A 21,308-nucleotide genomic window follows, 5' to 3' on the forward strand; every position below is an offset into this window, starting at 1 on the left:
TCGTGTCATGGGCAATTGGCAGGACAATCGTATCATCGGCCTCTTCGGGATCGAGCTCCCCATCATTCAGGCCCCAATGGCAGGCGCGACCACGCCCGAGATGGTGATTGCGGCGAGCGAAGCCGGCGGTCTTGGATCGCTTCCTGCCGCCCTTCTGACGATCGAGCAGACGAGAGCAGCGCTTGACCAGATCCGTGCCGCCACCAACAAGCCGATCAATGTGAACTTCTTCGCGCATACCAATCCTGCCGCCGATCCCGTTGCGCAGATGGCGTGGCGTACCGCTCTCGCACCCTATTATGTTGAGCTGGGGCTGGATCCCGCCGCGCCGGTTCCGGCGGCAGGAAGAGCGCCCTTCGATGACAATTATTGCGCCCTTGTCGAAAGCTACCGGCCTGAGGTCGTGAGCTTCCATTTCGGATTGCCGGGTCCGGATCTCCTGGAGCGTGTGCGTCGCACCGGCGCGAGGATCATCGCCTCGGCAACGACGGTTGTGGAAGCGCGCTGGCTCGCCAAGCATCGCGTCGATGCTGTCATTGCGATGGGTTTCGAAGCCGGAGGGCATCGCGGCAATTTCCTGAGCGATGACATGGCAACGCAGGTCGGCACGATGGCGCTGGTGCCGCAGGTTGCCGATGCGGTTTCGGTGCCCGTCATTGCAGCAGGCGGCATCAGCGATCGGCGGGGTGTTCGCGCAGCCTTCGCGCTCGGCGCATCGGCCGTTCAGGTCGGCACGGCTTATCTTTTAACGCCGGAGGCAAAGATTACCGCGTTTCATCGCGAGGCGCTCAAATTGGCGCGGGACGACAATACGGCCGTCACCAATGTCTTCACCGGCCGTCCGGCACGGGGGATCGTCAATCGTATCATGCGGGAGATCGGACCGCTTGCGAAGGCTGCACCGGCCTTCCCGACCGCCGGCGGTGCGCTTGCGCCGCTGAGAGCGGTGACCGAGAAGGATGGCAGGCCGGATTTCAGCAATATGTGGGCTGGTCAGGCCGCGAGCCTTGCGCGCGAAATGTCGGCGGCGGCGCTGACGCGTTACCTCGTCGAGGCCGATTAAGACGGTCGCTGCCGTTACAATAATATGTCAGCCCTCCGCGCCGGCTGCCTTCGCCTGCTGGGCAGCGCGGAGCGTGGCTGTTGCGGCGGCGGCCGCGCCGTTCTTGTCGTCGCCGCCGACCTGAACCATGGGCTGGGCGAATTCGATGCCGTTGCTCTGGAAGGCTTCCCGGATCATCGCGTAGGCCTTGCGGCGAATATAGGTCTGCATGCCGGGCACGGTCGTCATGGCGAAACTCAGGACGATGCCGTAGTCGCCGAATTCCTCGACGCCCTTCATCTTGAGCGGCTCGATGAAGAGGGGACCGACCTCGGCATCTTCTTTCAGCTCTGCGCCGATCGCCTTGGTAATTTTCCTGGCCTTGTTGATGTCGGTGTTATAGGCGACCGAGATGCGGAATTTGTCGATCACCCAGTCGCGGCTCATGTTCTCCACAGCGCCGAGCTCTCCGAAGGGGACAGTGAAGACGGGGCCGCGATGGTGGCGCAGCCGCACCGAGCGCAGGCTGAAGCCTTCCACCGTTCCCTTGTAGTTTTTCGCCTGAATATATTCGCCGACGCGGAAGGCATCGTCGAGCATATAGAAAACGCCGCTGATGACGTCCTTGACGAGGGTTTGCGAGCCGAATCCGATCGCTACGCCGAAGATGCCCGCGCCGGCGATCAGCGGTCCGATCTCGACGCCAAGCTGGGAGAGAACGATCAGGCCGGCCATGACCGCCACCATGACGGCAAGTCCATTGCGGAAGATCGGCAAAAGCGTCCTGAATCTCGCGCGTTTTGCCACTTCGGCAGGGGCGAGGCCGGTCGCGTCCGCAGAGGTTGTAATGGTGCGATCGATCCAGCCCTTGGCAAGCTGCCAGAGAAGATCGGCAATCAAAAGCACGATGACGCCTTTCAGCAATCCATTGAGGACGGCCGCTATCGTCGCGTTCTGATTTGCGAGGGAATCCGGGCTGAGGCGCCAGACGAGAGCAAGCCACCCAGCAGCGAGCGCGATGACGATTGCCCGACTGCCGCGCACGAGCAATATGCTCTTCGGACTCTCAGGCGGTGCAGAAGTGAGTGTTGCCGCAGCCCTGCCCGTGGCGCGCAACAGATCCGGCAGGACAAGGACATAGACGCCGATCCAGAAAAGACCTTGCAGATCCAGGCACCAGAGTGCCCATAGGAGGGCAAGAAAGGCGGTCAGCCCTGCCTTTATGACAAGGGGATGGATGAGAGCCGACCAGACCGTTTCAATCGCCAGCGCCAGTAGAAGAATCGAGAAGCCGTAGGAGATCGCTTCGGTGACGGCGGGATCAACGCCAAGTGGTGCTCCGAGTGTTGAGGTTGCTACAGCAAACAGTGTGATGCCGAGAAAGATTCGGGCGCGGATAACAAGCCCGGGGCGATTGCTTTCCACGAGGCCAATCAGGACAGCGCCGATGCGGTAGACGATGAAGGCGACCAGATAGGCAAGGAGGACCAGCCGGGCGAGCGGCGGCCATTCGACGGCGAAGAATATGATCGCCACAACCACGCTAAAGACTGCGACCGGAAGAAGACGGGCGACCGGGCCGATCGATGCGGGGCGCACGCGCCTGAAGAGCCATTCGGCGGCCGCGCCTATTGCGACCAAGCCGGCAAAAATCAGGAAGATCGGCGCATAGCCGTGTGAGACGGCGTCCTGGCGAGCACGAGCGGCGCCTTCGGACATTTCGGAGGGGATGCGCGGAACGGCCGCAAGAATACCATCGATGCGCGCGCGCACTCGCGCTTCCCAGGTCGCAAAGCCTGATGGCTGGGCGGCTGCGGCTGTTGCGTCCTGCTCCTTCTTCCGACTTTCCAGCCAGGTTTGGATCTCGGGATCCTGCAACAGGCCTATCAGTTGGTCGATCTTCTGCTGAGGCGGTGGTGGCGCGGTTTGAGCCGCCGCCGCGGTCACAACGAGGAAAGCCAGAAGAAATACCGCCAGCCTGATCATCCTAGATGTCTCCCGGCGAAGCTGCCGGTTGCAGCAGAGGCCGTCACCGATCTGTCCATGCGCTCATCCTTACACAAATAGAAGGATGTGCACAGCCGATGCGTTTAGGGGAGTACGTTACGGTAAACTCCGGCGTAAAGGCGAGGGAGGAAGCGTAAACGGTGGCGAATTTACGGTAACGTACTTCCATCTTCCGCCCGCCACTTCATAGTTGGCGGGATGAGCAGGAGGCCGAAATTCCAATGCGTGGGAAAGGAGGCATTAATCGCAACAGTACCGAAACCGCACAGCGCGGGCTGTGGCGGCTCATGCTGAAATTGCCTGCCATGCGCGGCAGACTGCAGCTTCTCGCATCGAAATCCCATTCGCTCGACGATCTCTTCGAGGCTTATGAAGAAGCAAGCCTCGCTCTGGGGCGGCTGATGCGGCAGCCTGGAGACGAGCATTATCCGATGGTGACAGAATACGAAACCATCTGTGCCGAAATCGAATCCGACATCATCCAATATGTCCTGGAACACCGCCCGAGCGTGCCGGATTGAGGAGCTGACTCGCGTTAAAATCTATCGTCTACTGGTTTTGTTAGCATTTTCGGTTGCAACCTTCTGCTGTCTCGGCGATAAACATCTCTGTTATACTTTAGCCTAATCAGCGCGTACGGGGCGATCATGGGTGCTGAAGTACACGATACCAGGGCATGCGAAGTATCGTTGCCGGAGGCCAGGGCGGAACTCGAACGAATTCTGTCCGATCCCAGATTCCACGCCACGGAACGGCAACGGGCCATTCTCAGGTATCTTGCGGAAAGGCGTTTCGCCGGCTGCGAGGAGGGGGTTAAGGCCTATTCCATCGCACTAGACGTTCTCGGCCGAGCGAGCAATTTCGATGCATCCAACGATCCGATCGTGCGCATCGAGGTGAGCCGGCTGCGTTCGTCGGTCGAGAACTATTACGAAGCCTTCGGTGCCGAGCGTGATGTGACAATCCACATCCCCAAGGGAACGTATGTGACGCTTTTCCCCCGTTCGCATGTGCCTTACGAACAAGACGAGGAAAAGCTGGCGTTGGAAAGCGATCTGCCCGAGACGCCGGATGATGTTCCGGTTTCTCAAGTTGCGGAGAGCTCTGTTGCCGCTTCACCCTCAGGTCGGCCTCTGGCGATATATGCCAGCGGGGCGCTGCTGCTGTGCGTCGCGATTGTCGCCGGCGCTGTCGCCTATGCATCGAAGCCGTCCCTGACGGTCCGTCCGTCCGTTGCTCTTTCCATGGATGCAGTCGACAGCAGGCTGCAGGGCGAGGCTAGCCAGACGCGCGATATGCTGCTGACGGCGCTGACACAATTCCAGACGCTGACAGTGGCGAAGGCGGGTCATGCCGGTAAGCAAGCCCAGAAGGTCGCGGGGCGGGCCTATGAAATCGACATGAAATATTACGGCGACGGCGATATCAGAAGCGTCTGGTGGCAGATCGTCGATAGCCAGTCCGGCGACCTCCTGAAATCGGGGCTCGAAAAGATCGCCATCGATGGCAGGAGCCCGGCAGCGACCCGGCAGGAGATCGTCGATGTTCTTGCTCGCCGCTTTGCAGCGACGCGGGGCGCGATCAACAATATCGAAACCCATGCCAGCAGTACGGAGTCGATCGGTAATGCCTGCGTCCTGCGTGCAGAATATCAGCTCGATGACGGCAGCTCGGACAATATGGCCGCGGTGCGCTCCTGTCTCGAACGGACGCTTGCCGCCGATCCGAGCAATTCCGATGCCAAGGCGCTGTTCGCACGTGTCCTCATCGCGCCGGAGGCCGCGGCCGGGGATGCCGCGGTGCGCGCCCGTGCTCTCGATTTGGCAAACCGCGCGGTTTCGCTCGCCCCAATGTCGGACCGCGCCTATGTGGCGCTGATGATGACGCAATTCGCCGACGGGCGCATCGATGCGGCGCTGCAGGCCGGGAACCGGGCGATCTCGCTCAATCCGAGCAATCCGGATGCGGCGGCAAAACTTGCTTCCGTACTGTTTTCGGCCGGTTACTTCGACGCCGGTGTCGCCATGGCGCAGGATGCGGGGCGGGCCGTCGATATCGTGCCGCGTGATGCCATGCTCGTGCTTGCCCTGGATGCTTATCGCCGCGGTGATTGGTCGGAGGCCTCATTGCTTGCCGAACAGGTGAACTGCACCGATTTCGTCGTGCGGGCCTTACGGGTGGCCGCACTCGGTCAGCTCGGTTCCGACCAGGCGAAGGAGCGGCTTGCCGATGTGCGGGGCAGGGATCCGGATTTCGAGCGCACCTTGCGTTGGAAGCTCGAGGCAAGGCGCTTCCAGCCATTGCTTTCGGCAGAGATCGTAGCAGGACTGACAAAGGCGGGGGCCGTATTCGCGCTCAACGACGTCACCGGAGCCGTGAACCGGTAAATGGGATTAGCTGCTCGCTCCCGTTCTCTGCAACGCTCTCCTGCAACCCGGTCGGCCGCTGCGACGAGAATATTCGAAGCGTTTTTCCTTTCGGCTTACGAGGCAAAAGTGGCGCAATATCCCGAAAACGACAGTCCCGTCTACGGCGGCATTTACGGCGCGGTTTACCGTAACGTACTTCCGCCTGGAGGCGGAGATGTATCCTATCGTTACAGGGGCAAGTTTGAATTCGCGGGTCAGCAGAGGGATATTGGATGCGAACCACCATGCTATTGCTTTCCGCGGCCATTCTGGCCGCTCCCGTAGTCGTGAAGGCTGCGGATATTGCTCCCGTTCTCGCTCCGCAGCCGCGGCCGGATGATCCCGACAAATGGACCTTTTCGATCTCGCCCTATTTCTGGGCCGCCGGGATCACGGGCGACACCGGCGTTTTCGGCCTTCCGGAAGTTCATGTCGACGAGAGTTTCGGCGACATTCTCTCGGATATCGATTTCGGCTTCATGGCAGCGGGCGATGCCCGTTATGACCGTTTCAGCATCGTGACCGATATTATCTATGCCCGCATAACGACGGACTCGGCCACGCCGCGCGGCATATTCGCCGACAAGGTCGACCTGAAAACGGAAACCTTCACGGCGATGATCGGTGCGGGTTACTCGGTGATAGACGAGCCCCAGGGCCGCCTCGATGTGATCGGCGGCGTGAAGATCTGGTATACCGAAACGACAATCTCCTTTTCCGGCGGCCCGCTGGGCGGCGTGTCAGGCACTGACGATGCCACCTGGGTCGATGCCATGGCCGGCGTAAGGGGGATGTATTCGATAACGCCTTCGGTCTATTTTACCGGGTGGGGTCTGATCGGCGCCGGCGGTGCCGATCTCGACTGGGATGTCATGGCGGCTATCGGCTACAAATGGAATGACACCATTTCCGCCGTTGCCGGCTATCGTGCTCTCGGCGTGAACTATAGTGACGATACCCTGACCAACGATATCGTCGAGCATGGCCCGATCCTGGGCGTCGTCTTTCATTTCTGAGATTGCGCGAGGGCGCTCGCGGCAATCACCCGACCGAGCGCTTTTTCACTGATCGAAAGCGAAGATCTTTTTCCAGTCGTTCTTCATGTCGACCACCAGCCAGTTGCGGCGCTCGGCCTCGTTGAGTGCCTTATCCAGCTTCCCGAAGGCTGAATCCCTATCATAGGCGTATTCCCGCGCGGCGTCGGTATGGTGGACCAGCATGGCGAAGCCCGGACCTTTGCCCGCCGTCGTCCAGCGCATCATCTCGTAGTCGCCATCCGAATTGCCGGCGACGAAGATCGGCCTGAGGCCAATGAACTTGTTGATGCCCACCGGCTTGCCTGGACCATCGTCGACAAAGTCGATCTTCGGCAGGCGTCTGAGGACCGGAACGTCGCCGACCAGATCATATTCGGTGGCAATCGTACTGCCGACGACCTGTTCGGGCGGGATGCCGTAGATCTTTTCCGTCACCGGACGCATGAATTCCACGCCGCCGCCCGAGACGATATAGGTGCGAAAGCTGTTGGCGCGCAGATAGTCCAGCAGTTCGCGCATCGGCAGGTAGGTCATCTCGGTATAGAGCTTGCCGGTCTTCGGATGTTTCGATGCCGCAAACCAGTCGGTGACGATCGTGTTGAATTCGTCCGTGGTCGTGTTGGCATGCGTCACCATCACGAGGTCCACCATGCCCTTTTCACCACCTCTTGCGACGCCTTTCAGGTCGCCGCCGAGAACGCTCTTGAAGGGCTCTCTGGTCTTCCATTCGGGATGCTGTGGCGCGAGCGTCTTGACCCGGTCGAGCACAAAGCCGAGCTGCGCGTAGTAGGGCTGCTCGGACCAAAGCGTGCCGTCATTGTCGAAGACGGCGATGCGGTTCAAAGGCGCGACATAACGCTCACCACCCTCCGTGACGGTTGCCTTGACGAAATCCATGATGCGGCTCTTGGCGGACGTGTCATTCCACGAAGGCAGCGGCTCCTGCGCGAGGACCGGGTTCCACGCTGCCGCGATCAGAAGGATGAGAGCGACGACGAGGGAGGCAAGGCTTGCGTCAATGGTTTGAGTGGATCGTCTCATGGACGTCCTCCGGTGGCGCTGAAACGCGTTTGATGCAGCGGAAGCCGAGATGGCTCGTCGATGTATCCTCCGGCTCGGCATGGCGGGCGGCCGGGCGATAGCGACGGCAGTAATTCGGTGCACAAAGATGCGAGCCGCCCTTCAGCACACGGCGCGGAATGCGGATGCTGGGTTGGCGGGGATCGTAACTCGCCTCCACGCCGCCGCCGCGCGGATTGCTTGGAATGCAGCAGGCTTTTGCAGCGGGTTCCGTGTGGCGGTCGGACCAGTAGTCGGTGGTCCATTCCCAGACATTGCCGATCATGTCGTAGAGGCCGTAGCCGTTCGGCGGAAAGCTGCGAACGGGCGAAGTCCGCCCATGGCCTTTCGGTTTCGTGGATGTCACGGGGAAGGTTCCCTGCCAGGTGTTGGCCATGGGGGTGCCGCCGGGCATCAGCTCGTTGCCCCAGGCGAATTCGGTATCGTCCAGGCCGCCGCGAGCTGCAAGCTCCCATTCCGCTTCGCTCGGCAGGTCAAGGCCTGCCCAGTCCGCATAGGCCTTGGCATCGCACCAGGCGACATGAACGACGGGGTGGTCGAGCTTGCCGCGCAGGTCGCTCAGGCCACCGAGCGGCCTGCGCCAGTTCGCACCGAACTTGAAGGTCCACCACTGGGTGATATCAGACCCACTGACCGTCTTCGGCTGGAAAAAGACAAGCGATCCGGCGCGCAGCATCTCTGGCCTGGCGCCGGGGTAGTCCCTTGCCTCGGGCGTCTTTTCGGCGAAGGTGATATAGCCGGTCGCCTTGACGAACTCCGTGAACCTGCGGTTCGTGACCGGGATTTCGTCGATCCAGAAGCCATTGACCTTCACGGGATGTGCGGGCGCTTCCTCCGGGTAGTGGTCGTTCGAACCCATCGTGAAGGTCCGGCCGGGAATCCAGACCATGCCTTCGGGTGTCGCTCCCGAAGCCTGCCCATCGTCGAATGCCAACGCCATCGTCACCTCCGGAGTCTGAGCTTGAAGTTTCGCGCTTAAGCGGGGGAGACGGAAGTACGTTACCGTAAACGCGCTCGCGCGCGAGGTAATGGCTGGCGTAAATTTACGGTAACGTACTTGTTTGCGAGGGTGAGCCTGTGTCTTCTCGTGCCGCATGGGTATCGGAGGGATATTATGAGCCGGATCAGGTTGGCGTCTTGCCTGCTGGCGCTTTTGCACGGGCTGTTCGGCATGATCGGCTCGGCTGCGGCGCAGGAGTCCGACAGCGATCTTGCCAAGAAGCTCACCAATCCGGTCGCTTCGCTGATCAGCGTCCCCTTCCAGTTCAACTATGACCGCGGTTTCGGCCCGGAAGACGGCAATCGCGAGACGCTGAATATTCAGCCGGTCATTCCGTTTTCCATCAATGAGGACTGGAACATCATTTCGCGCACCATTCTGCCTGTCATATGGCAGGACGATATTGCTGGCTCCTCCGGGCATCAGTTCGGTATCGGCGATATCACGCAGAGCTTCTTCTTCTCTCCCAAGCAGCCCGGACCGGGTGGACTCATCTGGGGTGTTGGCCCGGTCTTTCTCATTCCGACAGCGACGGACGAATTGCTGGGGGCCGGGAAATGGGGCGCGGGTCCGACCGCGGTGCTGTTGAAACAGGACGGTCCCTGGACTTATGGCATTCTCGCCAACCATATCTGGTCCTTCGCGGGACAGAGCGACAGGGCGGATGTGAGCTCGACCTTCCTGCAGCCCTTCCTCTCCTACACGACAAAGGATGCCTGGACCTTCACGCTCAACACCGAGAGCACCTATGACTGGGAAGCCAACCAGTGGTCCGTACCGATCAATCTGCAGGCTTCGAAGCTTCTGAAATTCGGCCAGCAGCCAGTCAGCCTGTCCGCCGGCGTTCGCTACTGGGCGGATGCGCCCGACAATGGGGCCGAAGGCTGGGCCTTTCGCGTCGGCATGACATTCCTGTTTCCGAAATAGAAACCGGGTGGGCCGTCAGGCTGGCGATCTTTCATCGGCCGTGATCGGGTTGAGCGGCGGCAGCGCCGATCGTTTTTTCTCGTCGCTCACAGCACCGTGCAGGACAAGGGCCTTGGCGATTGCGGTCCTGTCGATATCCGTACCCACTTGTGCCGCAAAAAGCCTGCGTTCCAGAAGTTCGATCTGCTGCTTGAGGTCGGCAGAGCCCTCTCTTGCCAGCCAATCGGCGATAGTTCGGTACCCGAGTTCCGAGGCCCAGGCCTGCAGGGCCGCATAGATTGCGGTTTCGCTGCCGGTCCTGATGGTCTGCGTTATTTGACGAAGGTGATGGGAGCGGGAACCGTCTCTGAGATCCCGATGTTTCGAGCGCCATGCGGCGAAACTGGGTGCGAGCCAGCGGACAATGAGGACGGCAGCCGCCAATGCGACGGCGATTGCGGCAATGAGCCAGACGCTGCGCGGGCGCGACGAGGGGCTCTCTTCCTGTGAAAGCTGTGGAGCGATCGCCTCTTTGGCCGCTGCAGCGCCGACCGTGACTTTCACATCGGGAAGTGTCGCGGTTTTCTGCGTTTTGCTGTCGACATCGAACCACGGGTAGGAAACCGCGGGTATGTCGAATGTTCCGGCGGTGGCGGTGGTATAAACAATGGTTTCGGTGTGTCTGCTGGCCGTTTCCCTGTTGATATCTATGCCGTCTTCTATCTTAGGCGGCTTCACATATTGCTGCAGCCCGGATGCGTTGCCGATGTCTACCGGCGGCATCATCATGGCCTGTGTGTCCAGAGCCGTGACGGTGACGGTCCGCGAAAGCGCATCGCCTGCCTTCAGCCGGGACGGATCACGATCGAAGGATTGTTCGATTGTCAAACCATGGGCCGCAAATACCGGCTGGCTCGGGAGGGAGCCGTCACCGACCGTGAAAGAGATACCCGGCATGGTGACGGTTGCCTTTGTCGGCTTTCCTTCCACGGCATAGCCAAGCTCGATCGGGATATCCGGCAGGGTAAAGGAGCCGGATACTTCCGGCACGATCGCATAACTGCGGCGGATGCCGGAATATTGCACGCCGTCGATGGTCTGTGTCAGATTGAAGCTGCGCTCCTCCGGCAGGGTGACCATGGCGTTCGGAACATCGAATAGGGGAAACTGCGGCGGCGAGGTGAAGAACTCGGGTACGAAGACATCGACCGTCAGGCGCACCTGCTGCCTCGGCACGATCTCGCCGCTGCCTTCGATCGCCGCCCGCGCAAATGGTTCGGCGGCGAGCGCACTCCCCGATATCACCAGCCAAAACAACAGGCCAAAGCGCATCATTGCTTTTGCTCCTGCGCTTCCATTGCGAACTTGCGCGCCATCAGGTCGGCCGGGCTCGCCTGAATGTTCTTCATCCACATCTCCGAGGTTTGTTCGGCGATGCTGATCTGCCCTTCCTTGCCTTTTTTGCCCTTATCGTCGAACTGGACGCTGTCGGGCTTCTCGTTCGGCTCCTGCGGCTGCTCTTCTTCCTTCTCCTGTTGGGCCTTTAGTAGCCTTTCTGCGATGACGAGATCGGCCTCAGCGTCCGGCCAGTCCTTCTGTTTTTCGATCGCCTTCTGGTAAGCCGCGACGGCCTCTTCGAATTTGCCGAGATGCAGGAGTGTATTTCCCTGATTGTACCAGCTCTCGGCCGTATCGATGGCTGCGAAGGCGTCGAGCGCATCCTGAAAATGGCCAGCCCGGTAAAGCGCGACGCCTTTCCACATGGGATCCCTGAAATGGCCGGCAGCCCTCTCGAAATCGTCCTGTTCGAAAGCCAGTCGCCCCTGCTGGTTGGGCGTCAGCCACAGATCCATGAAGTCAGCTGCCTCCGCCGGAGACGGCGTCAGCAATCGGATAGCGAGGAACAGAGCGCCGACCCTGACCACCCAGCCGCGCCGGAAGGAGAAGGCGAGCAACAAGGCGACCGGACCAACCAGCCACCAGCCGGCATCCCGCCAGCGATTGCCTTCGGAAGCCTGCGCATCGGCAAAATTCGTGCTGATGCGCTGGCTGATCCAGCGCACGTCTGTATCGTCATCCGTGATCGTTGCGACATCTGCCTCCGTCGCCGACTGTACCTGCTTCAGGGCCTCGACATCGAGTTTGGGCAGGAGGCGCCCGCCGCCCGCACCTGTCAGAAAGCTGCCGTCGGCCGTCTTGACCGGACCGCCCTCGGCAGTTCCTATGCCGAGAATGACGACGCTATTGGCATTTGCGGCCTTCAGTGCATCCAGTGCCGCCGGTTCGATACCATCGGTCAGAAACAGGATCGTGCCAGCCATGCCCTCGGTCTTGAAAAGGTTGTTCGACAGCGAAAGCGCAGCTGACGTGTCCTTGCCGGGCTTGGGCATGATCCGCGTCGCCAAGGCATCCGAGTAGCTCTCGATCAAGGAGGCATCTTCTGTCAGCGGTACTACGAGGTGGGCGCTGCCGGCATAGGCGACGACTGCGGTTTTCGCCCCGGGTCGCGCGGCAAGGATATCGCGGATCTTGAGCTTTGCGCGTTCGATGCGGCTGGGGCTGATATCGATCGCATCCATGGTCGGCGAAAGATCGACGGCGATGACGAGAGGCGCTGTATTCTCGACAAAGGGCGGGGCCTCGCGCTGCCATGTCGGGCCTGCTGCGGCGATTGTGCCCAAAGCCATCAGACCGGCGAGCAGCCATGCCGGATTGATCCGGCCATGACCGACAGGCTCGACGATCAGCTTGTCGAGGAGATGCGGCGCGATCATGCCCTTCCAACGGTCGCGAATATCGTCTGAGCGCGCTGCCAGCCAGAGGATGAGCGGCGGAACGAATAGCGCCAGCAACCACCATGGCCGCAGGAAATGCAGATCCGTGATCATGCCACTGTCCTCCTGCGGATCAGGCCGTAAGAGCCTGCAAAGAGGTGATAGAGGGCGAGAATGACGATCGCGGCGCCAAGCGGCCAATGGAACAGTTCGATACGCGGGCGCCAGGACAGTACCTTCTGTTCATCAGGCGTGATCTGGTCGAGAACGTCATATATCGCCTCGAGCTGGTTCTGGTCGCCGCCGAAGAAATAGCGCCCGCCGGTATCTGCGGCAATCTTCTGCAATGTGCTCGTATCCAGCTTGTCCTCGCCTGTCGCGGCGGGATCACCGATGCCGATCCCATGGATGATGATGTTATTCCTGCTGGCGATCTCTGCCGCCTTCAGCGGCGGCATCTTGCTTGCCGTATCATTGCCGTCGGTCAGCAGAATCAGGACTTTTTCCGGGACTGTGGTCTTTTCGAACATTCTGAGCGCGAGGCCGATCGAATCCCCAAGCGATGTGCGCGGGCCGGCAATGCCGGGCAGCAATCCGTTGATCATCATCCGTACGAGATCATGGTCCATGGTGAAGGGCGCAAGCGGGTAGGGCGCATCGCCGAAAGCGATCAGGCCTAGCCGGTCGTTCGGTCGTTTCGCGACGAAATCGGCGACCACGGTTCGTACGGCGTCGACGCGCGCTCCCAGACTGCCGTCGGGTACCGGGAAATCACGTGTCTCCATCGATTGCGAGAGGTCGAGCGCCAAGAGGATATCGCGCTGCGGCTCTACCTTTTCGAGCGGTGGCTCGACGAATTGTGGCCGGGCGAGCGCCAGCACGACAAGGCACCAGGCGAGGCCCTCGACGATCGTCTGGTGCCATGCTCGCTTCGGCACGACGGAACCCTCTGTCGGCTGAACGCCGGCGGCGCGTGTTACTTGATCGAAAAACGGCAGACGGATCGATGCCGATGTCTCCCGGTGCGGTGGCAGCAACCACCAGACCAGCAGGGGAAGTGGAAGCAGCAGAAGCAGCCATGGATGCTCAAGCTGATACATGGTGCCTCCTGATCCACCGTCTCGAATTGAGTATGAGCTCATTGGCGCTATCAGGGGGAAGAGCGGCGATGGCTGCACTGTCGTGATACTCGAGATCATCGAGCAGGCGGGTCAGCGCCTTGTACGCTCCGCGGCTGTCCATGCGCTGCAGCCACGCCTGACCGGTGAGGGCTGCCACATCGCTCCTTGGCCATGCCGCGAGTGCCGTGCGCTTCAAGAGTTCCGACAGTTCGTGGACACCCTTTTCCCGGCTCGCCGGACTGCGAATGTCGGCTTCGATGCCATCAAGCAATCGCAGAGCTTCCCGCCGGTAGGCATTGCGGCGATATCGCCTGAGCCAGACAAGGAGGGCCGCCAGCACTGCAATGCCGAGCAAGACAGCAAGTGCAGCCCAGCCCCAGGTCTGAGGCAGCCAGGAGACAGGCGGCGGAACCGCAATGTCGTGTAAAGAGCGGAGTGCCGTTTCGGTCATCGGATCGAGCTGGATTTTCGGCTCCATCAGCGCCTCCGCTGCCGCCAGGCGGATTGCTCGAGCAGGCGGCGAAGCTGCGGCGCCGTCTCCTCGGCAGTGGAGACGGGCAGCATGGGCAGGCCAAGTTCGCGTTGCCATGCCCGCAATTCGCGGCCGCGATTGCGGGCGAAGGTGTCGATGGATTTGCGCACGCCGGCCTGGCTGAGCGACAGTTCCGCCTGCAATCCTCCGCCGCTGACGACGATATCGGCGGATTTGGGAAGCTCCAGGAGAAAGGGATCGTAGATCAGCAGACAGATCACGTCATTGCGAGCCGAGAGTGCCCGCAGCAGATCGCGCGTCGTCACGCCGTGCCCGCCGAAATCGCTGATGATCACGATGAGATGATCGTGATGGGCGATACCCGCTACGCGCTGCAGCACTTCATCCAGCGAGGCCGGAGAGGGCGCGCCCGCAAAGCCGGCGTTCAGCGCCTTGTTCTTGGCGGCGATCTTGTCGGCAAGCGCGATGACGGCATTGCGGCTGCGATGTGGCTTCACCTCCTCTATATCGCCATCGCCAAAGATGAAGCCGCCCACCCGGTCGCCCGATCCAAGAATGCGCCAGGCGCAGAGCATGGCGGCCTCGGCGGCGGTGACGGATTTCATGGCGCGGCGGCTGCCGAAGAACATGTTGATCCGCTGGTCGACCACCAGGATGGCCGGCCGCTCCTTCTCCTCACCATAGATGCGGACGACCGGCCTGCTCGTACGCGCCGTCACCCGCCAATCGATGGAACGGATATCGTCGCCCGGCAGGTAATCGCGCAATTCCTCGAAGATCAGGCCGCGGCCGCGCAGCGCCGATTGCATGCGGCCGGCGAGCTGCTGGTGGCTTCTCGCCTTTTGAACGAAGGTCAGGTTGCGGGCGCGGCCCTCGAGAGCGACGAGCTGTTCCGTCGTGACGTAGACGCCATCATTGCTGAGCGCCGCGCCACTCATGAGACCGCGACCAGTTCGGTGATGCGGGCGATAACCTGATCGACGCTGGTATTGGCGGCATGTGCCTCGTAGGACAGGATGAGGCGATGGCGAAAGACATCGTTGACGATGGCCTTCACATCATCGGGGGTCACGTATTCGCGGCCTTTCAGCCATGCGTAGGCGCGCGAAACCTTGTCGAGGCCGATGACGCCGCGCGGGCTGACGCCGACCTGTAGGAGTTTTGCCAGGTCCCTGTCGTATCGGTCGGGATAACGCGTGGCGAAGACGAGGGCGACCATGTATTTCTCGACCGGTTCGGAAACCGTCACCGCGCCGATTTCCTTGCGGGCATCGAAGACCGCCTGCGGGTTCAGGCGCTCCGTAGCCGGCGCGGAACCTTTGGTGTGGGCAGCGTTCTCCTCGTCTCGGTTGAGCCGCATGATCGCGGCTTCCGATACCTCGTCGGGATAGGTGACCTCGACATGCATGAGGAAGCGATCGAGCTGCGCCTCAGGCAGGGGATAGGTGCCTTCCTGTTCGATCGGGTTCTGTGTCGCCATGACCATGAAGAGATCAGGCAACGGATAGCTTTTGCCGCCGACTGTGACCTGCCGCTCTTCCATTGCCTCCAGCAGGGCCGATTGTACCTTGGCCGGTGCGCGGTTGATCTCGTCGGCAAGGATGAGATTGGCGAAGATCGGCCCTTCTTGAAACTTGAACTCGCCCTTGCCGCCTTCGGAGAAATAGATCTCCGATCCGGTGATATCGGCAGGCAGCAGGTCCGGCGTGAACTGGACACGGGAAAGCTCTGAATCGAGGTTCTTCGCCAGGCTCTTGATCGCTCTCGTCTTCGCAAGGCCTGGCAGGCCCTCGACCAGCAGATGGCCATTGGCGAGCAGGCCGAGCAGCAGCCGTTCGACCATCGTCTCCTGTCCGATGATCGATTGGCTGATACGCTTGCCGAGATCCAGGATGTCGTCACGTGCCGTCATATGCGCTCCGCGTGAGTTCGAATTGCAGGCGCGATAGAATTTGCCACGCCTGCGGTCTTTCGCCAGGCGATGCTATTGGGCGCCAGCTGGGCTCTGCTCGAGCGATCGCATCAGCGCCTCAACCATCTGGTCGACGCTGAAGCTCGCCGAACGTTGGCTTGGCGGGAATTCGCGGAAGGTCTGGAGGAATGGCGCAACACGCCAGACGCCGTACTGGATGAGATAAGCATTCTTCGCCAGCCAGTCGTAATACTGGTCGGAGACGACATCGGCTCGCTCGTACGGGTCCATCCGCAGATTGAAGACCTTCGGTGCGCGCAGGCATACGAAGGGATTGGCCCATACCACGAAGCCACCCGGCTCCCTCTGTTCGCAGAAGACGATCTTCCAGTTGTTGTAGCGATAGGCGACGAGCTGTCCGTCGTCGTTGAAGTAGTAGAAGTCCTGACGGTTCGATTTCTCTTGCTGGTCCGTGAGATAGGGAAGCTGGTTATAGCCGTCGAGATGGACCTTGAATTGGTTGCCGCCGATCGTCGTGCCTTTTACCAGCTTGTCCTTGATGTCCGGGTCGCCGGCCGCGGCAAGCAGCGTCGGGAACCAGTCGAGGCCGGATATCATCTGGTTGGAGACCTCGCCGGCCTTGATATGGCCCGGCCAGCGCACCAGGGCGGGCACGCGGAACGCGCCTTCCCAGTTGGTATCCTTCTCGCTGCGGAATGCTGTGGTAGCGGCATCCGGCCAGGACCATTGGTTCGGCCCGTTGTCGGTCGTGTAGACGACGATCGTATTGTCGGCGATGCCGAGATCGTCGAGGGCTTTCAAGAGTTTGCCGACGTCGCCGTCATGCTCGATCATGCCGTCGGCATATTCGTTGCCGGGCATGCCGCTCTGGCCCTGCATCGACGCACGCACATGCGTGAAGGCATGCATGCGGGTCGTGTTCATCCAGGTGAAGAAGGGTTTGCCCGCCTTGACCTGCCTGTCCATGAAATCGATCGCTGCGGCGGTCGTCTCATCGTCGATGGTTTCCATGCGCTTGGTGTTAAGCGCACCGGTATCCTCGATTTTTCCGTCTGCCGTTGCCTTCAGCACGCCGCGCGGTGAGTTCGCGCGCACGAAGGCCTCATCGTCCTTCGGATAATAGGGACGTTCCGGCTCCTCTTCGGCATTCAGGTGATAGAGGTTGCCGTAGAACTCATCGAAACCATGCTTGGTCGGCAGGAATTCGTCGCGGTCGCCAAGGTGGTTCTTGCCAAACTGCCCCGTCGAATAACCGAGCGGTTTGAGGGCCTGGGCAATGGTGATGTCACGCGGCTGCAGGCCGACGGTTGCGCCGGGAATGCCGACCTTGCAGAGACCGGTGCGCAGGCAGACCTGGCCGGTTATGAACGTGGAGCGGCCCGCCGTGCAGCTGTTCTCGGCATAATAATCCGTGAACATCAGGCCTTCCTTGGCGATGCGATCGATGTTGGGCGTGCGGTAGCCCATGACGCCGAAGGAATAGGCGCTGATATTCGTCTGGCCGACGTCATCACCGAAGATGACGAGGATATTCGGCTTGTCGGGCGTCGCCGGCGCTGCCGTTGCGGCAGGAGCCGCCTCCTGAGCGTAGGCGATCGAAACGAAGGGTGCAGCGGCGAGGCTCATAGCGACCGCTGCCGTTGCCGAAAGAAGTCTTCCGGAGAGTGTCGTGGCCATCACGTCCTCCCCTTCGCAAGGTCGTTCAACATTCCGCTCTCCTTGGTGTCGGGCAGGGATGACCCCGCCGGAACTGGATCGTCGCCATTCGACCGGGAGAGACTTCTACTTTGAGGTCGTTTGCGGAAGTACGTTACCGTAAATGCCGGTGTTGCGAGACGTAACCGCCCACGTAAATCGCGCTCGTTACTGCGTCAGCGGCTTCGATTGCGGGTCGGCGCGAAGTGTATCTTCGACTTCGACTGGTTTTGCAGCGGCCGGCAGAGGCTGTCCGATGATCGTCAGCGGTGCTGCGACTGCCGTGCCTGCGACCTTACCCACTGTTTGCACCGTGCCTCCTACGACGGCGGCAACGCCCTCGCCGAGGGTGATGTTGGAGTCCGTCAGGGGCTGGCCAGTCATCAGCCGCTGGCCGATCAACTGGACGATTTCAGGGCTTTCGGCAAATTTGCCGTGATTGAGCTTGTCACCGGTATCGACCTTTGTCAGATCGATGGCCGTAATGCCGGCCTCCTCCAGCCTGCTGCGATAGGGTTCCTTGGACGGGTCGATGGCGCCCAGCCGCGAGACTTTTCCGGTGATTAAGCTCGAAACTGCCAAAGCCCGATCGTCCTGCGAGACGAAGATCGTGAATTTCGGATGGGGCGTACCCATTTCCACGAACTGCTTGGCGAAAACCTGTATATCGATATCGGGCGAGGCAAGAATGACATCGCGGATCTTGGTGTTCACATGCCCGTCACGGATGCCCATCTGGCGCAGCGATTCCATGGCGAGCCAGGTTCCCATGGAATGGGCAAGGATAGTGATATCCTTGACGCTCGGATCCTGCGCGAGGATTCGCAGCGCCTGTTCGAGTGCCGTGCGCGAATAGTTCGTGCTCTCCTTGTCATATTCATAGGCCGTCAGCTTTGCACGCGAAGGCCAGGTGAAAAGGACCGGCGTCGCCTTCATGCCGCTGTCGTGGACGATCTGGGCGAGGCGGAAGACGGAATCCTCATAGGTATTGTTGAACCCGTGTATGAAAACGAGTGCGTGGCCATCAACGAGATGCTGTTGGAACCACGCACGCCCTTCCGCCCGCGTCTCGAGCTGCTCGACCCGCGTGACGGCGAAATCGGTCGCCGGGTTTGGCGGCAGCTTTTCGGGCCACTGTACGGTGCCAGCCGCGCGCTTCGGCGGAATGGAAATTGCGATATCCGTCAGGTAGGGCTTCGGACTGCGTTCCCCATTGAAAAGCGTCGCAGGATTTGCGGAAGGCTGACGAGTGGTCGCCACCAGCATCTCGACCTGCGAGGTTTTCGGAGTATTGGCCGTGAGGGCGACAGGGGTCATCACCCCGGTCGGATGGCCGCAGCCTGCCAGCACGGAAAGTGCGGCGAGGAGAATGCGTCGCAGCATGATCACTTCCTGGTTCAACAGTCCGGCACTCTAGGCCGCGCTGCAGCGCGGATGGAAGTAAGTTACCGTAAATGCGGGTGTTAATACGGATGTCTAAGGTAGCCTCGGCAGCAGCGACCCGAAGTGAAGGGCCGGCCGATACGCCATCTGAATGTACGAATTCAACGGGAAGCTTGCGCTTCGCCCACGATGACTGTGTCTCCCTGTGCCGGGGTACCTGCTTTTTCCTGTGAAAGCAGACTCTGCTGCCGCAGGTCGCTGTCGGACGCGCTGCGCCAGAGTTCCCAACCTTCGCCCTGTATAAGACCGCTGCCGGAGAGATCCTTCCAGTGGTGATAGGTGCTGGTGCCCGTGTAGACGAAGTTGCGAGCATCTTCGGGGGAAGAGTACATCGTGTACTCGGCAGTATGCTCCGAGCGGTTGGCGGGATCGGCGACCTTGTTGAGGAAGCTCGACAGGAACTTGAAGTGCAGGAGGGCGCTTGTGATGCCGACGGCGCCGCGCATTTCGCCAAGGTTCAGGGCGAGCGGCCAGACCTGGTGCGAGGATTTGAGATAGAGGCGTTCACCGGATACGTAGATCAGTGGGATCTTGTTGAGCGCTGGGCCATCCCAGATGCGGCCGCGAAAATAGACACGACCGCGTACACCGCCCTTGATCCAGATGGTGCGGCTGTTCCTGTCGAAATGCGATTCATAGCCTGATCGGTCGAAGAGGCTGCAGACCTCGAGCGGATTGCGGCCGGGCTCGCAGATGTTTTCGCTGACCGGATTGCGGCTGTACATGTCGATCATGACCGAGCGCAGCGAGCGGGCACCGACGGATTCCATATAGGCGGTCAACTGGCTGATCGAACGCGTATCGCAATGCGGATAGACGAGAAACTCATCCGCATCGACATAGAGAACCCATTTTTCCTGGCAATGGCGGTTCATGACCGCGTTGATCCAGTCATTGCCGAAGCGCGCTGCCTTGTAGGAACCGGTGGCTGACAACAGCGAGACATCCTGCATGCCGGACAGGAGCTCGGCCGTGCCGTCGCTCGAACCGTTGTCGATGCAAATGAAGTGCTCGACACCGAGATCGCGATAATATTGCAGGAAGAACTCCATCCGGTGTCCTTCGTCGCGGATCACGCAGATCAGCACGTGACGTGCCTGCTTCAGGCTGTCGCGCAGCCCGGCATAGCCGACCTGGTCGGCCTTCAGCGAACGGCGCAGCCGGGCCTTGGCGTAGTGCGAGATGCTGGTCGTCAAAGCACTCATTTCTGCTCCTGAACACTGGTGCCGGCTTTAAAGACCGGCTCTGCCTGCAGGGATCGGGCCGACTTTTCGTCAGACGACATAGTCGCCGGCGAGCAGGGTCTGGACGCGCGGATTGGGCATCTCATTCTGGAGGGCATGTCTCACGCGCTCGCGCATCGAACGATATTTGTAGACCACCTTGCGGTCGAAGCTGATGCCCCGGTAGAGCGCGTTATAGGCTGGGTGTGTCTTGCGCAGATCGATATAGACTTGGCTTTCGGTATCGCTCCACGGGAAGAACGTGCCGTGCCAGGGCTTGGGGTGCGCCATGTAGTGGACGATGGCGAGCGAGGACATGTCCACCAGATGCAGGAACTGCTTGGGGAAGTTCCAGCGGTTCGAYACCAGGATGAGCGAGGAGCCACAAACATAGTTCAACGCGCCCTGATCATGCTTGCCGTCGCATGCTTCCGGGTTCGTGGCAAAGAGTTGCAGCGCTTCCGGCCCGATCCAGCCGTCGCGGTGGAATTTCAGAACGCCGGCATTGAAGTAACTGCTGTCCTTGCCGTTTTGCAGCAAGCCATTGATAGAGGTGTAATCGCGGGCCGCGAAGAACTTTCCAGGCGGCGCGAACGCATTTTCGAGATCGGCAAGGCTGCTGACGATCTGCGTGTCGCCATCCAGATAGATGATCTGGGTATAATTCTCAGGCAGGATCTGGGCGAGTACGAGTTTGGCCATGGTGCTGACGCTGATACGGCCCATGAAATGCGAACCATCGAGCTTGCCGAGGGATTGGTGCAGTGCTTCCGTCGCATCCATCAGCTTGACGCCGCTCAACGCCAGCAGGCTCTTCAGCTCCTCAAAATTGTCCAGATGTTCCGACATAAGAACACAGACATCCGTCTCAGGATTTGCAAATTTTCGGGCCTGGAGCGCCGAGAGAATAGTCGGAAAGGAATATTCGACATCCGTAACGTAGGCCACGCACTGATTACTCATGGTACAATCCTTCTCGTAGTTTTTCGTCGGCAAGTGTCTTTATTGAGTCTGTAAAAAATTTCTCTTTGTCGAGTTGCTGCCCTGTACTTGTCACAAGCGAGTAATTTCTCATCCGGTCGGGAGCCAATCGTGCCTCGTCGGCGTTTTGATCACGGCGGATTGTGAGAAAATTAACCATTGCTA

The 21,308-nt window shown here is 60.5% G+C and carries 18 protein-coding genes; 5 read left to right on the forward strand and 13 right to left on the reverse strand.

Annotation, left to right across the window (positions count from 1 at the left end; all coding sequences use genetic code 11):
• Positions 1-7: 7 nt before the first annotated feature.
• Positions 8-1,063 (forward strand): NAD(P)H-dependent flavin oxidoreductase, encoded by a 1,056-nt coding sequence (locus AC1DTN_RS02945; RefSeq protein WP_439016419.1) that lies wholly within the window; start codon positions 8-10, stop codon positions 1,061-1,063.
• A gap of 27 nt (positions 1,064-1,090) precedes the next feature.
• Here the strand turns inward: AC1DTN_RS02945 and AC1DTN_RS02950 are convergent, their stop codons facing one another.
• A complete protein-coding gene (locus AC1DTN_RS02950; protein ID WP_477919923.1) occupies positions 1,091-3,028 on the reverse strand; it encodes a mechanosensitive ion channel family protein in 1,938 nt (645 codons plus the stop codon).
• A gap of 242 nt (positions 3,029-3,270) precedes the next feature.
• Between AC1DTN_RS02950 and AC1DTN_RS02955 the strand changes: the two genes are divergently transcribed.
• The 3 genes from AC1DTN_RS02955 (at position 3,271) to AC1DTN_RS02965 (ending at position 6,473) form a co-directional block, all read left to right on the forward strand.
• Complete coding sequence (locus AC1DTN_RS02955; RefSeq protein WP_113322702.1) at positions 3,271-3,570, forward strand: hypothetical protein; 300 nt, start codon at positions 3,271-3,273, stop codon at positions 3,568-3,570.
• Between the two features lie 126 nt (positions 3,571-3,696).
• Entirely contained in the window at positions 3,697-5,436 is a 1,740-nt protein-coding gene (locus AC1DTN_RS02960) for a hypothetical protein (protein ID WP_477919925.1), read from the forward strand.
• Between the two features lie 254 nt (positions 5,437-5,690).
• Positions 5,691-6,473: a DUF481 domain-containing protein gene (locus AC1DTN_RS02965; RefSeq protein ID WP_439016416.1), complete on the forward strand. Its 783-nt coding sequence runs from the start codon at positions 5,691-5,693 to the stop codon at positions 6,471-6,473.
• Between the two features lie 45 nt (positions 6,474-6,518).
• Here AC1DTN_RS02965 and AC1DTN_RS02970 read toward each other — a convergent pair whose 3' ends face one another.
• Together AC1DTN_RS02970 and AC1DTN_RS02975 are read right to left on the reverse strand one after the other, a co-directional pair.
• Positions 6,519-7,535, reverse strand: a complete 1,017-nt coding sequence (locus AC1DTN_RS02970) for an HAD family hydrolase (RefSeq protein ID WP_113322697.1) — start codon at positions 7,533-7,535, stop codon at positions 6,519-6,521.
• Positions 7,510-8,514 (reverse strand): formylglycine-generating enzyme family protein, encoded by a 1,005-nt coding sequence (locus tag AC1DTN_RS02975; protein ID WP_439016415.1) that lies wholly within the window; start codon positions 8,512-8,514, stop codon positions 7,510-7,512. The genes AC1DTN_RS02970 and AC1DTN_RS02975 overlap by 26 nt, the downstream gene beginning before the upstream one ends.
• 231 nt (positions 8,515-8,745) lie before the next feature.
• On the opposite strand from AC1DTN_RS02975, the gene AC1DTN_RS02980 reads away from it, so the two are divergent.
• Entirely contained in the window at positions 8,746-9,501 is a 756-nt protein-coding gene (locus AC1DTN_RS02980; protein ID WP_405049746.1) for a transporter, read from the forward strand.
• 15 nt (positions 9,502-9,516) lie between these two features.
• Here the strand turns inward: AC1DTN_RS02980 and AC1DTN_RS02985 are convergent, their stop codons facing one another.
• The 10 genes from AC1DTN_RS02985 to AC1DTN_RS03030 form a co-directional block, all read right to left on the reverse strand.
• Positions 9,517-10,815: a hypothetical protein gene (locus AC1DTN_RS02985; RefSeq protein WP_477919927.1), complete on the reverse strand. Its 1,299-nt coding sequence runs from the start codon at positions 10,813-10,815 to the stop codon at positions 9,517-9,519.
• Positions 10,812-12,368 (reverse strand): VWA domain-containing protein, encoded by a 1,557-nt coding sequence (locus AC1DTN_RS02990; RefSeq protein ID WP_477919928.1) that lies wholly within the window; start codon positions 12,366-12,368, stop codon positions 10,812-10,814. The genes AC1DTN_RS02985 and AC1DTN_RS02990 overlap by 4 nt, the downstream gene beginning before the upstream one ends.
• Positions 12,365-13,354, reverse strand: coding sequence for a VWA domain-containing protein (locus AC1DTN_RS02995; RefSeq protein WP_477919929.1), 990 nt, complete (start codon positions 13,352-13,354; stop codon positions 12,365-12,367). Before AC1DTN_RS02995 ends, AC1DTN_RS02990 begins: the two co-directional genes overlap by 4 nt.
• On the reverse strand, positions 13,341-13,853 hold the full coding sequence (locus tag AC1DTN_RS03000; RefSeq protein ID WP_477919931.1) for a DUF4381 domain-containing protein: 513 nt from the start codon (positions 13,851-13,853) through the stop codon (positions 13,341-13,343). The genes AC1DTN_RS02995 and AC1DTN_RS03000 overlap by 14 nt, the downstream gene beginning before the upstream one ends.
• The gene (locus AC1DTN_RS03005) at positions 13,853-14,806 is read right to left on the reverse strand and encodes a DUF58 domain-containing protein (protein WP_477919932.1); all 954 of its coding nucleotides are present in this window, start codon (positions 14,804-14,806) and stop codon (positions 13,853-13,855) included. The genes AC1DTN_RS03000 and AC1DTN_RS03005 overlap by 1 nt, the downstream gene beginning before the upstream one ends.
• Positions 14,803-15,780, reverse strand: a complete 978-nt coding sequence (locus AC1DTN_RS03010; protein ID WP_477919934.1) for an AAA family ATPase — start codon at positions 15,778-15,780, stop codon at positions 14,803-14,805. Before AC1DTN_RS03010 ends, AC1DTN_RS03005 begins: the two co-directional genes overlap by 4 nt.
• Before the next feature lie 72 nt (positions 15,781-15,852).
• Positions 15,853-17,478: an arylsulfatase gene (locus AC1DTN_RS03015; RefSeq protein ID WP_113322681.1), complete on the reverse strand. Its 1,626-nt coding sequence runs from the start codon at positions 17,476-17,478 to the stop codon at positions 15,853-15,855.
• Positions 17,479-17,664: 186 nt separating this feature from the next.
• A complete protein-coding gene (locus AC1DTN_RS03020; RefSeq protein ID WP_113322679.1) occupies positions 17,665-18,879 on the reverse strand; it encodes an alpha/beta hydrolase in 1,215 nt (404 codons plus the stop codon).
• 161 nt (positions 18,880-19,040) lie between these two features.
• The gene (locus tag AC1DTN_RS03025; RefSeq protein ID WP_113322678.1) at positions 19,041-20,144 is read right to left on the reverse strand and encodes a glycosyltransferase family 2 protein; all 1,104 of its coding nucleotides are present in this window, start codon (positions 20,142-20,144) and stop codon (positions 19,041-19,043) included.
• A gap of 69 nt (positions 20,145-20,213) precedes the next feature.
• Positions 20,214-21,125, reverse strand: a complete 912-nt coding sequence (locus AC1DTN_RS03030; protein ID WP_037104230.1) for a glycosyltransferase family 8 protein — start codon at positions 21,123-21,125, stop codon at positions 20,214-20,216.
• Between the last annotated feature and the right edge of the window lie 183 nt (positions 21,126-21,308).

This window comes from Rhizobium sp. 01T444, from assembly GCF_056398305.1.